The sequence below is a fragment of the Legionella nagasakiensis genome (assembly GCF_900639915.1).
Lineage (GTDB): Bacteria > Pseudomonadota > Gammaproteobacteria > Legionellales > Legionellaceae > Legionella_A > Legionella_A nagasakiensis.
In genome coordinates this window covers 24706-38789 of the sequence record NZ_CAAAID010000011.1, presented here as the reverse complement: position 1 = coordinate 38789, position 14084 = coordinate 24706, and the positions used below count along the sequence as shown (strand labels likewise).

The window sequence follows — 14084 nt, the reverse complement described above, 5'->3', positions numbered from 1 at the left end:
AATACTATGGAACATGCAATACAATTAAAGATTCTTGATGCCCGTATTGGCAACAGCATTCCTTTGCCTGCATATACTACTCCCGGGTCGGCTGGACTTGATTTACGTGTTTGCATTGATGAGCCCATACAAATTGCCTCACAAGAAACTGCATTATTGCCTACTGGAATTGCCATTTATATTGCTGATCCAACCCTTGCAGCGGTTATTTTGCCGCGTTCAGGCCTTGGCCATAAACATGGCATTGTTCTAGGAAACTTGGTGGGATTGATTGATTCTGATTATCAGGGCGAATTAAAAATATCATGCTGGAATCGAAGTCAGGAGCATTTCACGGTTAATCCTGGCGAGCGTATTGCCCAATTAGTTTTTTTACCTATTGTTCAAGCATCCTTTTCCATTGTGGATTCTTTTACAGAAAGTTCTCGTGGGCAAGATGGTTTTGGCAGTTCCGGGAGGCATTAATGATGGAAAAGCCCGTATATCGCCAAAAACAAGTCTGTCGTAATGTATTTAGAGCTTACGATATTCGCGGGATCGTTGATGAACAACTGGATGCAAATGCTTTTTACAGCATAGGCAAAGCCATTAGTTGCCGTTTGCATGCTTTGAATCGACAACAACTATTTTTAGCTCGCGATGGTCGTTTAACCAGCGAGATGTTGGCCAATGCTTTAAAACAAGGGTTATTAGACAGCGGCATCGATGTGTTTGATCTTGGTGCAGTACCTACACCTGTGATGTATTACGCAACGCATGCCAGTACAATCGATTGTGGTTTGATGGTTACAGGTAGCCATAATCCAGCCAATTATAATGGCATCAAAATGGTGCTTTCCGGTAAAACGTTGGCCAATAAGGACATTGAAATCCTGTATGATTTAAATAAAAATCTTCAGTCATTAAATGGTCAGGGAGTATATCAAGCTTACGATATTCTAAATGAATATGTTCATCGTATTGTAAGTGATATTAAATTGCACCGGCCATTTAAAGTGGTCGTGGATTGTGGTAATGGCATTGCTGGTCCTATCGTGCCACAGATTCTTGAACGGCTGGGATGTGAGATTATTCCGCTTTATTGCGATGTTGATGGACGTTTTCCCAATCATCATCCTGACCCTACCGTTGAAGCCAATTTAAGAGATTTAAAAGAAGCGGTGGCTGCCCATCATGCTGATATTGGATTGGCATTTGATGGTGATGCGGATCGGTTAGGGGTGATTACCAACGACGGAGAGCTCATCTGGCCGGATCGATTGTTGATGCTATATGCTCACGATATTCTTAGCCGTAATCCAGGGGCTTCTATCGTGTATGACGTAAAATGCTCCAGCCATTTAGCGACAGTCATTGAACAAGCGGGTGGAAGAGCTAGCATGTGTCCTACTGGACATTCTATCGTTAAAGGAGTAATGAAACAGGAAAATGCCGCATTAGCAGGTGAAATGAGTGGACATATTTTTTTCAAAGATCGCTGGTATGGTTTTGACGATGCGCTTTATAGCGCTTGCCGTTTATTGGAAATTTTAAGCCAGACGCCACATACGGTAGGTGAACAATTTTCTGCCATACCTAATAGTATTAATACGCCTGAAATTAAAATCCCTATTGCGGACGAAGAAAAATTCAATTTTATGCAACGGTTTAGTGAACGTGCAAATTTTATGGGAGCTCGCTTGATTACCATTGATGGTTTGCGGGTTGAATTTCCGCATGGCTGGGGTATAATTCGAGCTTCCAATACCACACCTTGTTTGGTGGCGCGTTTTGAAGCCTGTGATCAAGCAGGTTTGGCTCATATTCAAGCATTATTTAAATCGCAGTTGCATGAGATAAATCAAGATTTGAACATACCTTTTTAGGCTCTAATGTTAATTAGAGCCAGATTTAGACATCAACCTTTAAAGAGTAGGGTCGTTGCTCGCCGTTGATGTCACTTTCTTCGACTTCATTAATATCTGGGGTGCTGCTAACGGCTTCGATGTTCTTATTGGCCATTTTGGCTCGAATCTCATTTATGGAATTCGTCTCCTAATATGTTTTATCAGGATTTGCGTGCGGCATATAACATGACGTCTAAAACATCGGAGTGCTGTTGACGAGCGGCGATCTTTTCTTGGTGCAAAAGATGCAAACCATGTTGAGTGCATAAACTTTGAATATAATCCGGACTATGACAAAAACGGGCGCTTTCTTGTAGCGCCCACGGCTCATCCTTACAAATTTCGCTGGTAAATATAAATAATCCTTGCTCGCTCAGACGCGAGTGAATGGCTTGAAACAAGGCTTGTAATTCACCCATATAAGGCAGTACGTCCGCTGCAGTAATAAGATCATACTGATGTTTATCTTGTTGCAGAAAAGCCACAATTTCGGCTTCCACGAGTTTATCGTAAATGTTTTTATCTTTCGCCCTATCTAACATTTTAGCGGCTACATCAATACCGGTTAAATGGGTTGTTATTTCTCGCAGAATAATTCCCGTTAGACCGGTACCACAGCCCAAATCAATGGTGCGTTCGACCTTAAGGCAATGTAATTGATGCAACAGACGAGCAATATGTTGCGGTAAAGAATAATGCAAGACTCCTTTCATATGTTGATCATAATAAAGAGCATAGTTATTAAATAAATTACTGACATAAGAAAGGCTTGATTCTGGATTTTTATCATCACCAGTCAGCGCCCGCAGCATGAATTGAGTGGCAGAATCATCTGGCTTAACGGCAAGAGCACGTTTGAGGAAACTAATGGCTTGTTCACGTTGTTCCAAGCGGATATAAATGGCTGCCAGATTATTCAGTGTGGCGAAATGGGTGTCTTGTAAAGATAGGACCGTTTCAAAATGATCAACTGCTTCCTGTAGATGGCCCAGGGCCATTTGTGCTACGCCACTATTGTACAAATATTCAATATTTTTAGGATCTTTTTTCAGCAAAACATCGTAATGCATTAATGCATTTTCAAAACGATCGTGGTGCATGAATGTTGCGGCAAGATTGTTCCGGGCATCAATGTGTTGATTATCAACTCCTAATGCCTTGGTAAAATAATCAACGGCGGTTTGTCCCTGGTCGCGCTTTAGCGCAATAACACCCAGGTTCGTTAAGGCCTGTACATGCTCGCTATTGATGGCCAATACTTCTTGAAAGGCTTGTTCTGATTCATCGAGTAAATTGGCTTCAAGATTTAATACACCCATATAAAATCTGGCATCCATATGATTGGGGTTTAAGGTCAAGACGTTGTTAAATTGTTTCTTGGCGGCATCTAGTTGATTTGCCTGCAGCAGCAATAAGCCTAAATTATGGTGAGCCGCGGCAAAATCTGGTTGTGCGTGGACGGCTAAGCGATAATGATTAAGCGCTTGCTGATAATTTCCTTGTCTTGCATAGATGGTTGCTAGATTATTGTAGGCTTGAGCATAACCAGGCTGAAGCTTCAATGCGCTTTGATAATGATGAATCGCTTTATCCAAAAGATGCAAGCGTTTGTAAGCGTTTGCTAAATTGTTGTGTAAGCTGGCATCATTGGGTCGGATGACAATTGCTTGATTAAAATAGTTAATCGCACGTTCCATATTTCCGAGTTGGGCGTACGCCAACCCAAGAAAATGCAACGCATCTGTGTGCTTGGGTGATAACTCTAGCAATTGCTCATAAAGACCTATGGCTTGAACCAATTGGTCTTCTTGTTGCAATTGATAAGCTTTATCGAATAATGCTTCAATATCTTGGCTCATTATCTCTATAAAAATAAGTTAATGCTATCCTCGATGTGCTAATCCTGTTAATTCTGGAGCACCAATGGTGGCTTCAGTGAAAGGAGCTTTAGGAGGCGAGAATAACAAGAAACTTCGGCCTACGGCAACAGCTCCTGCTGCTGACGTAGGAGGTGTTGTTTCTACTAATGGTTTTTCTGCCATATACCCACGCTCTGGCTGTCGTGAGTAGATTGCTCCGGCTTGTACTATTACTGTTAAGAGTATTTCACGGACCAGAAGTTTCTTTTCTGACATGCGTAGGCTTTGGTAAAAAGTCCTAAAGGCAAGTAAATTGGCTGCATCTTTTTCTGGAACCGTGGTGTCAATCAATAATGCTCTCTCGCCAGTGAGAAATTCTAAGGACTCAAGTCGGTCATGAGCAAACTTAAGGCCGCCTACTTGACTATGGCTGAATGCAACTTCGCCATCAATCGCGGCAAACAATAATTCCTCAATGATCGCATCCATTCCACGGCGTTCAAATTCCCGGTCGTACCAAGCTTGAAAATCGGAATCTGGAGCACTGCTGCGCAGGTCGCGACATTCAGCAACAAACTCAATAAGATCACTGACTATTTTGGGTTTGCTTTTTGCAGAGAGTTCAGCGCGCATACAAAGATGAGGAACCAGTGTCATTAGAAACGTTTGCATATCCATTGTTGATGGTGGTTCACCCTCTCTGTAAGAAGTAAAAGAAGAGGAAGCAAAGAACCGCTCTAATACTAAGGGATGAGGTAAGTAATGGCGAAGAAGCGGCAAGGTTGCAGCAGCTGCATCCGTTTGTTGCATACGGACTATCGTTGCCAACGCGGCTGGATTTTTATCGCAAATGCCTGTGACTAACATGACGGCTTCTATCATCCTGAGCAATTCTTTATTGGAAGGATGAGAAACAGTAAAGCCAGCGCGTTTTGCTGCGTCCTCCACAAGAACATATAATTCTGACAGATCAGTGGTGCGCTCGGGACTGAAGACCATTGTCGTTCCTAATACGATAATGCGGTCTGCCATAAATTCAAGCAATGTTTTTAACTCAGGATGCGTATCGAGATCCAATGATTCGGTTAACCATCCCAGGATTCGGTCAGCCGTGATTTCTTCAACACTGGCAAAAGGGGCGCTGTTGACCTGTTCATGATCATGAAATTCGATCATGAAGCCTGCGATGGCTCTTAAAAACCGATCACCTGGACTGTCAGTATGAAGTAATTCCAAATCTTTGGTAACAACGTGCAAACTACGTTCTTTAATTTCTAGGGCATGTGGTATGGCATGATGTAATTTATGATGCGCTTTGGCAGCGACATCCAATTCAGGCCCATGCGTGCGGCGTAGTGTATGGAGCGCAGCTGCATAATCAGTGCCAGGTGCACTTAAAAAAGCATCCACTGACCGTAAAGCGTCTGCAGGCAGATGCATTTGCTGTTGCAAGGAGGCAATGACGGTATCCAGATGATTTGCTTTAAGAAAGAGTTTGTTTGTCCTGCAAATCGTTTTAAATTTAGTCATTAATTCAGTAAAGGCTTCACTATTTTTTTCATGTAGCTCGGCAAGAAATTGCAACGATTGGTCATTTAAATGCCAAATTTGCTCCGATTGGTTCGTTACTAAGATTGCTATATTCAGTAAGCGATAATGATCATTGCGGCTTGCTAGGGTTTCAAAATAGCGAATGGTTTTTATTAATTCTTCAATGGAGTGGTGTTTATCTAATAGATGCCCCCTGAACGCATCCAGCATAGAGCTGTGGCTGCGGGGATAGCCAGAATCGTATAGAGCGGTGATAAATTCGGTAATAAAAACCTCAGGTCTGTTAGATGTTGTCTCATCAATAGGTAAGACTTTAGATGAATGTGTACAACCCATAATTTTCCTTCAATAGAATGCATAAAAATAGTTTTAGGAATGAAATCAGAGCATTGTACGTTAGCCAGATGGTTAATAGGGCAAGGATGAGTCGCGCATCTGAACCAGCAATTGGTGTAAGGCTAAGGCACGGTGACTAATTTCGTTTTTAATTTTAACAGATAGTTCTGCAATTGTACAGTCATATTCGTTTAAAAAAAACACAGGATCATAGCCAAACCCATGCTGGCCCTTGGGCGCTCTGGCAATTGTGCCTGACAGCTGTCCGGTCGCGATCAAAGGGATGGGATCATGAGCATGCCGCACCAAAGCAATGGCACAATAGAAATAAGCCGCTCGCTGGTCATCAGGAATATCAGCCATACGGGTAAGAAGTAATGCTGTATTGTCATGACTGGTTGCTTTTGGGCCTGCAAAGCGAGCAGAATAGATGCCCGGTTCACCATGAAGTGCATCCACAACCAAGCCGGAGTCATCAGCGAGTGCTGGCTTATTTCCAAGACGGCTTGCGTGTTGTGCTTTAATAATGGCATTTTCTATAAAACTTAATCCCGTTTCATTCGCTTCAGGAATATTCAGTGACGACTGAGGAATACACTGTATGGAAGACAATAAGGCTTGAAACTCAGCAATTTTACCAGGATTGCTGGTGGCCAGGATGAGTTCTTTCAAAGGGATGTCCTGCTGAGACAATTATAGGATTAGACTACAACATTCATTGGTGGATAACAATGTATGTTTACTTTTATGCCTCTGTCATGCCTAGCCATTGTTATTTACTATTAAATGAAATACAATGCAACACTTGATTTAAATTAATAACAATATGATTATTATTAATTCATATAGTTATACCATACATTAGATTGAGGGTATTATGAAGTGTATTAAAACGATTAAAACCATGGCACTTGCTATGGCCTTACTGCCTGTCTCGTCTCATGCTACTCTGACTTTATATACGACCAGCTGGTCAATGTATGGTGCTGATCCCTATGAATATGATGGCGCTTATAAGGTTGGAAAACCCTATGGCCAGTTATCTTACGTTGCCAATGCCAACATGGTAAAGCAGTTCAACCAGGCTGATGTAGTTGCTTGGAGTTTTTTACAAGTATGGAATAGCAAGGATCCTAACCAGGCAGACTATCAAATCCCAAGTGCCTGGGATGGTTTACTGCATTTTGATGATCTTTGGGGGGAGCTGCCCTTGGAAGCGGCCTGGATTACGCCATTACCGCCTGAAACGGAAGATTTTTTGAAGTTTTGTAGAAATAACGTGGGTGCTTGCACTTCTATCCAGGTCAACGGCAATACCGGTCAAAAAGAATTATTTAATTACACCGATCAACAGGGTGTGGGGCAGTTGAATAGCTTTGGAGCATTTATTCATTCGAATAAATATAAGACGAAACGTATTATCGCTATTGGCGGGGCTAATACGGTAGAAAATAAGGGAATAAGTACAGCGACTTTCGATGCCATTTTTGCCAATCAAAACAAATTCTTAAGGCAATATAAAGCCTGGATGAATCATTTTAAGCATCTGCAAGGTATTGATTATGATTTTGAACCGCCTATTGATGTGCAAACAGGGGCACAGCTACCAGCGAACAAAAGAACAATCCAGGATTATAAAAAACTATACAATCTAGTCAAAGCAAGTCGTCAGGTATTGGGAAAAGATGCATATATTTCCGTAACAATAACGGTTAATAAAGAGTATCTAGAAAAAATTAACCAATCCGTGGCTGGGGGATGGTTTAAAAGCATCTCAAGTTTTGCCGATACAGTTAATTTAATGACGTATGATTTACATGGCCCATGGAGTCAAAGCAGCGACCCTTACACCGCCGTGCATGCTTACATCAAACAGCCTGAAACAAGCCGCAAGGATGAATTCAGTATCAACTACGCCATGGATTCGATTACCGAACAAGTGTTGGCTTATGGCATGCCAAAAGAAAAACTGCAGGTTGGAATTGCCGCTTATGGCCGTGGGTTTTCAGGCGTAGAGGCAGGAGAAGACGAACTTCATCCAGGATTTGAACAACCATGGCAAGGTCCAAGTCAATTTCCTGAGCAATATACGAAACAAGACGGTTTGTTGCCTTACAAATCCGTCGATGCTGTAATTAAACAATTAAATTATCGTTCTTATCCAATTACTGCGCTTGACCAAGACAATCAGTTATTGGTGACTGGTGCTTATCTTTACAATCCAATTGCTAAACAATTTGTCGGCTATCAATCACCTGAAGTTGTGCAAGGCATTTGTGAGTTTGTAAAGAAAAATCACTTGAAAGGAGCGATTATGTGGAGCGCTGATACCGATTTACCGGTGACCAATGCCCGAAGCCTGGTGGCCACTTATAAACGCTCTTGCGGCTAATTTAAGATGTTATACAGGGTTACCACACAAGGTAACCCGCTTAAAAGAAAGCTTTAATTTTTCGGATGTGCCGCTTAAGTGACGATGTATTTATTCAATACAATGTTATTGAATGACAAAGTATTCGGGATTGTAATCATAACAATGTAAAGAGACGACTTCATCGCCTAGTCTTACACTAAATACCCCCGCATGCACATCAATCAGAGCCGGGTTTACGTTTTGATAGCATACTCTGTTTGTCCCTCCAATGGTTAAATAGTAATAATCATGATCTACAGTGACTGGTGCAGCGGGCACATAGACGCCTTGCTCTTCCTGAACCACGATTGGTTTGCCCGTTATGGTTATTTTATCTGCTGATGCTGACAGGCTAAATGCCATAGCTGACAATGCAATGATGCTTAATATAAATGATTTCATCAACATATCCTCCATGACCTCATCCATTCCCTATGTAATGAACTGACTTACATACACCATACGTTTTCTGATTCAATAAGAGTTATTTTTAAGAAATCGCTTGGCTTATATAGTATAGATTAGTATGTTGTTTTTGCTCTTAATGCTTTAAATTTTATCTTTTATGCCTGTGTTTGGAGGATGTCATATAAGATGTTTTTTATGGAAAATATGCAGACACGCTTTGGCTGTAAGGGGTTTACTGTAATAAAAGCCTTGAATCTGATCGCTGTGATGTTCAAGTAAATAATGAACTTGTTCTAATGTTTCTGCACCTTTAGCCACTACTTGGGCCCCCATGTCTTGAGCCGTCTCCACAATGGCGTCTAGAAGGCATTGTTTATTTTGATTTGAAGTAATTTCATCAATCAGTGTTTTATCAATTTTAATTTTATCAAAAGGTAAATTCTTTAACTCATCTGGATTAGAGTATCCTGTGCCAAAATCGTCAAGAACAAGACGAATGCCTTGCTCCTTTAAGGCAAGCATTTTCTTAGTCTTATTTTGAATGTCGGAAAGAGTCGATTCTGAGATTTCAAATTCCAAATGACCAGGATCGACGTTAGTTTCCTTAATGATGTTTTGCACGATGGCCGTAAAATTTTTTTGCTGTAATTGATAGGGTGAGATATTAATTGCCATCAGCAAATCTGGGTGCCCTATATTGCTCCAGGCCTTTTTTTGTAAACAAGCTTCTTTTAATACCCACTCACCAATAGGAATGATGGCACCCGTTTTTTCGGCAATGGGTATAAATATTCTGGGTGAAATAGTTCCTAAGATTGGATGTTGCCATCGGATTAAGGCTTCTACCCCAATGATATTATTGGAACTGAATTCAAAGAGTGGCTGGTAACAAAGAAAGAATTCTTTATTGTCCAAAGCTTGCTGAAGTTCGGCTGCCAAATGAGTCTCTGGATAATCAAATTCTGGTGTTTTATTAAATTCTTTTGTTAATGGTTCTGCTACTGTAACGTTGCGGCGTTTATCATCAATACTAATGGAAATCTGATATTCAGATTCGTTAAGAAAAAAAGGGATGGCTAGTGAATCAATCAGGCGTTGAGCAATCTGTTTTGCTTTGATTTTACTTATTTTTCCTTCAATAACAATGGTAAATTTATCATCAGCTAAGCGAAAAACAGAATTAGAATTTGAACACAGATTTTTGGGTAAGTCTTCTTGGTTTTCTTGCTCCATACCATTCGAGTGAGGCATTAAGATGTCCTATAATGATTTTCTTGCTTTTAATGTCGGCAACATGTGAAAAAAACTTAAATATATTAGGGTCTGTTGACATTTCATTTCACGGCTGCAAATTCAGCTGATTGGCGCCATCAATGATTTGTCCTAAATTTATTTTATCTTCAAAATAATTATAAATAGCCTGTAAACAAGTAGGACCACAAGATATACAATCAGGTTGTGTTAAGATAGATAAATTTAGCATCAGCTCGACTCACACATAATAATTATGCCCGGACATCATGACTATTAAACACCAACTCATTGATATCATTAAGTATAGTCGCGAGCAATGCACCTTGCCTATCCAGGTAACGTTGAAATATGCAACTTCTGATAATTTTATTGGACGTGTGATTGATGGTTATCATACAAATGCAGCTCATCTGGGGTTACTAACTCGCAAACCTCTGCAACAGTTATGTGCAGTACAAGAGCATCTTTTGACAAATTACGGGTGCACCTTATTAGTCTATGATGCTTATCGGCCTCTAAGAGCCGTGAAATATATGGTCAAATGGTGTGAGCAGGCTGAGGCTGATGAGATCGATTTGCTCACTAAAATGAAATATTTTCCAGCCATTGAGAAGAAGCAATTACTCGATTTGGGTTATTTGGCAGCGGAGGTTTCCAGCCATTGTTATGCGAATACCGTCGACGTTGTGCTGGCGGATATGGTAACAGGCGAACCTTTGGATATGGGTAGCGCGTTTGATTGTTTTGACCCCATCTCTCATACTAATGCAGATATACAAACCATAGGTGCAGATGCTCATCGGCACCGCTATATTTTAAAGTTGGTGATGGAGCGTTTTGGATTTATTTCCTATGAAAAAGAATACTGGCATTTTGAATGTTCAGAGAAAGAAATTGATACACCGTTGGATTTGCCGATTAATTAAACATAGCCACTTAGCAGATGATACAATGCAATGCTGGGTAAGATATAAAAAGTGAAATTTTATCAGAGAAAGATCCGAGAAAGCTATCATTGATGTATAGAGATGACGAAAATGAATAAACAAACGAAAGAACGTTGTAATCAAGCGATGGGATCCGAGCTGGGGAAAAAGACTATTTATGATGATCATTATAATCCAGGGCGCCTATACCCCATTCCCCGTGCTGGCAAACGTCAGGAAATTGGAATCGATTCAACTGTGATTCCTTTTTTTGGTTTTGACACCTGGAACCATTATGAAGTTTCTTGGTTAAATGATCGAGGCAAGCCTGAAGTTGCGATTGCTGAAATTGTTTATGGTTGTCACTCGCCGATGATTGTTGAATCAAAATCGTTAAAACTTTATTTTAATTCGTTTAATAATGCCAAGTTTCCCACGATTGAAGCATTGGAGCAGGTGATAAAACAAGATTTGGAAAAAAACATTGAATCTGATGTCATCGTTCACTTAACTCGGTTGCAAGATGCAAATGAGTTTTTATTGCAAAAAGCTTTTGATGGTGAATGCATTGATCATCTTGATGTTGCATGTTCAGTTTATCATGTCAATCCTGATTTTTTATCGATTAGTCATGAGCAGGTTGAGGAAATATTATATTCTGATTTATTAAAATCCAATTGCCTGGTTACTAATCAACCGGATTGGGGGTCGGTGCAAATCCACTATAAAGGCAATAAAATCGATCGTGAAGGACTATTAAAATACATTGTATCGTTTCGTAATCATAACGAATTTCATGAACAATGCATCGAACGTATATATATGGATATTATGAAACATTGTTGTCCCTCAGAATTATCGGTCCATGGACGATATACCCGTCGCGGTGGATTGGATATTAATCCATTTCGCTCCTCTAATAGACAGGCGAGTTATGAAGACAAAAACATTAGATTAATCAGGCAATAGCTTTTATTGTAAGTGCTGTGGCTCAATCGAAAGACAAAGAGCATCTGAAATCAAAATACTATTCTTTCGGCAAATTATGGAGGATTACAGCGATGAACAAAAAGAAACCAAGATTTGATAATCGTATATTAATCATTGGGTTTGGTAGTATTGGACAAGCACTTCTTCCACTTATTTTTGATCATTTCGATGTTTATCCTGAGCAAATCACAATTCTTGCAAAAGATGATTGGGGATTATCCATTGCTCAGGAATTTGGCATTTCTTTGCAATTAAAAACAATAACTGAAGAAAACTATCACGACATCCTTGCGAGTTTGCTGAGAAAAGGAGACTTATTACTGAACCTTTCCACTAACGTAGCAAGTATTAGTTTGATTACATTTTGCCAGAAAAAAGAGGTGTTGTATCTTGATCTTTGTACTGAACCTTGGGCAGGGTTTTATGATGATAGAACCGTACATTCCAGTACGCGAACTAATTATTTATTGCGTGAATCTATCCTGAAATTAAAAAATAATAAAGGAACTACCGCCGTATTAACCCATGGAGCGAATCCAGGCTTGGTCTCTCACTTCGTAAAACAAGCGCTGTTAACCATGGCGCAGGATAACGACATTGCCTGCAGCCTCCCAATCACTTCTGCAGAATGGGCAAATTTAGCAATGAACCTGAATATTAAAGCCATCCATATTGCAGAACATGATACGCAGGTTTCCAATAAACCTAAAAAACCAGGGGAGTTTGTTAATACTTGGTCAGTGGATGGTTTTATATCGGAAGCAATCCAACCCGCTGAATTAGGATGGGGAACGCACGAACGGCATTGGCCAGAAGATGCATATAAGCAAGATCATGGACAACAATGCGCTATTTACTTAAATCGCCCTGGTGCCAGCGTTCGTGTACGCAGTTGGACGCCTACTTTTGGTTCTTATCACGGTTTTTTGATTACTCACTCAGAATCCATTTCACTTGCCGACTACTTAACGTTAAAGCATGAAAACCAATTGTATTATCGCCCTACGGTGCATTATGCTTATTTGCCTTGTCCGCTTGCTGAACTTTCACTCTGTGAACTGGCGGGAAATGAATGGCAAAAGCAAAAAAATAATCTCTTAATGATGGATGAAATCATTGATGGGATCGATGAATTGGGTGTGTTATTAATGGGAAACAAACGAGGAGCCTACTGGTATGGCTCTCAGCTTAGTATTCAAGAGGCGCGCCAATTAGCCCCTTATAATAACGCAACCAGTTTACAAGTTGCGGCTGGAACCCTTGCGGGTATGCTATGGCTTATTGAACACCCCGATAAAGGCGTGGTCGAACCTGAAGATTTGGATTTCAAATACATTTTAGACGTTGCCAGCCCATATCTAGGAAAAGTAGGTGGCTTCTATACGGACTGGACCCCATTGACTGACCGAGAATATTTATTTCCGGAAACGCTGGATCGTGCTGACCCTTGGCAATTTATAAATATTCGAGTGTGTTGATATTGACATTTTTAGTATCGCTTTTAAGACCTATCTTAAGAATCTGAGGTTGTTAAAATGGCTAAGAAAGCCAATGATCGTGAATATAAAATCGAACAATATCTATTGATTAGCTCCGTTTTATTAACTGGAATCATGGGCATTGCTGGTATTATTGTGGGAGTACATATAAATTCGACTGCTATAACCGTCGATGGTATGTATTGTTTAATTGCTCTGTTAAGTTCTTATTTAATTCTTATAGCCAGTCAAAAAATTAACTCACCTTTTTCAGCTAAGTTTCAGTTTGGTTATTTTAAGCTTGAACCCATTGTGATCGCATTTGAAGGCATCATGATCATTACTACCTGCTTATATGCTCTCAGCACAGCAGCACGGGATTTAATCCATACTCATCAGGTAAAGAGCTTTTTTATCCCGGCTGTATTCCAAGGGGTTGTCGCTATTGGATGCTTGATCATGGCGTTTCTTTTTTTTCTATATGCGAAACCAAAAGATAATCGTTTGCTATTATCGCAGGGGATTGTTTGGTTAATTGATGGTCTCCAGAGTACTTTTATAGCGGTAGCTTTTTCTTTAGGTATTTTACTTAAAAACACGGCTTGGGCCAGTATTATTCCTTACATTGATCCAATACTTGTCATTTGTTTGATTTTTATCATAATCCGTGAGCCAATTAAGTTATTGAAAGCCAGCTCCGAAGACCTGTTGGACGTTGCTCCTCAAAGTAAATTATCTAAGCAGATTGATACCTTAATCCATCAGTATTTAAAAGAAAATAATTTAGATAATCAAGTCGATAGGATTATAAAAAGAAAGGCAGGGAGAGCCATATTTGTTTATATTATGTTTTCACCTACAATTCATGTTTCTGCTCAGCATTTATTTAAAATAAAACAGGATATCGAAAAGTCTTTATCTCATAAAATTGATTATCTTTATTTGTTTCTTACAATCTGACTCAGAAAAAGTCATGCAAACGT

General features: G+C 40.0%; 12 protein-coding genes. 7 read left to right on the top strand and 5 right to left on the bottom strand.

The annotated features are described in order from the left end of the window. The first annotated feature begins 6 nt into the window (after window positions 1-6). Together dut and E1O52_RS09590 are read left to right on the top strand one after the other, a co-directional pair. Window positions 7-465, top strand: a complete 459-nt coding sequence (gene dut / locus E1O52_RS09595; protein WP_133128491.1) for a dUTP diphosphatase — start codon at window positions 7-9, stop codon at window positions 463-465. Beyond that, window positions 465-1865, top strand: coding sequence for a phosphomannomutase/phosphoglucomutase (locus E1O52_RS09590; RefSeq protein ID WP_278043953.1), 1401 nt, complete (start codon window positions 465-467; stop codon window positions 1863-1865). Before dut ends, E1O52_RS09590 begins: the two co-directional genes overlap by 1 nt. Before the next feature lie 182 nt (window positions 1866-2047). On the opposite strand, the gene E1O52_RS09585 is transcribed toward E1O52_RS09590, so the two are convergent. The 3 genes from E1O52_RS09585 to rdgB all read right to left on the bottom strand — a co-directional run bounded on the left by E1O52_RS09585 (window position 2048) and on the right by rdgB (window position 6304). Then, window positions 2048-3745, bottom strand: a complete 1698-nt coding sequence (locus E1O52_RS09585) for a tetratricopeptide repeat protein (protein ID WP_133128490.1) — start codon at window positions 3743-3745, stop codon at window positions 2048-2050. 24 nt (window positions 3746-3769) lie between these two features. Next, window positions 3770-5632 carry a hypothetical protein gene (locus E1O52_RS09580; protein WP_133128489.1) on the bottom strand — a complete coding sequence of 621 codons (1863 nt, stop codon included), beginning with the start codon at window positions 5630-5632 and terminating at the stop codon, window positions 3770-3772. A gap of 72 nt (window positions 5633-5704) precedes the next feature. Beyond that, the gene (rdgB, locus tag E1O52_RS09575; protein WP_133128488.1) at window positions 5705-6304 is read right to left on the bottom strand and encodes an RdgB/HAM1 family non-canonical purine NTP pyrophosphatase; all 600 of its coding nucleotides are present in this window, start codon (window positions 6302-6304) and stop codon (window positions 5705-5707) included. A 205-nt stretch (window positions 6305-6509) separates the two neighbouring features. On the opposite strand from rdgB, the gene E1O52_RS09570 reads away from it, so the two are divergent. After that, window positions 6510-8024, top strand: a complete 1515-nt coding sequence (locus E1O52_RS09570) for a glycosyl hydrolase family 18 protein (RefSeq protein WP_133128487.1) — start codon at window positions 6510-6512, stop codon at window positions 8022-8024. 105 nt (window positions 8025-8129) lie between these two features. Here E1O52_RS09570 and E1O52_RS09565 read toward each other — a convergent pair whose 3' ends face one another. Further along, window positions 8130-8447, bottom strand: a complete 318-nt coding sequence (locus E1O52_RS09565; protein ID WP_133128486.1) for a hypothetical protein — start codon at window positions 8445-8447, stop codon at window positions 8130-8132. A 183-nt stretch (window positions 8448-8630) separates the two neighbouring features. Further along, on the bottom strand, window positions 8631-9704 hold the full coding sequence (locus E1O52_RS09560; protein ID WP_133128485.1) for a putative bifunctional diguanylate cyclase/phosphodiesterase: 1074 nt from the start codon (window positions 9702-9704) through the stop codon (window positions 8631-8633). 269 nt (window positions 9705-9973) lie between these two features. Between E1O52_RS09560 and E1O52_RS09555 the strand changes: the two genes are divergently transcribed. The 4 genes from E1O52_RS09555 (at window position 9974) to E1O52_RS09540 (ending at window position 14061) form a co-directional block, all read left to right on the top strand. Continuing rightward, entirely contained in the window at window positions 9974-10633 is a 660-nt protein-coding gene (locus tag E1O52_RS09555) for a M15 family metallopeptidase (protein WP_133128484.1), read from the top strand. A 111-nt stretch (window positions 10634-10744) separates the two neighbouring features. Then, a complete protein-coding gene (queF, locus tag E1O52_RS09550) occupies window positions 10745-11602 on the top strand; it encodes an NADPH-dependent 7-cyano-7-deazaguanine reductase QueF (protein ID WP_133128483.1) in 858 nt (285 codons plus the stop codon). Between the two features lie 92 nt (window positions 11603-11694). Further along, window positions 11695-13101, top strand: coding sequence for a homospermidine synthase (locus E1O52_RS09545; protein WP_133128482.1), 1407 nt, complete (start codon window positions 11695-11697; stop codon window positions 13099-13101). 57 nt (window positions 13102-13158) lie between these two features. Continuing rightward, on the top strand, window positions 13159-14061 hold the full coding sequence (locus tag E1O52_RS09540) for a cation efflux transmembrane domain-containing protein (protein ID WP_133128481.1): 903 nt from the start codon (window positions 13159-13161) through the stop codon (window positions 14059-14061). Window positions 14062-14084: the final 23 nt, after the last annotated feature.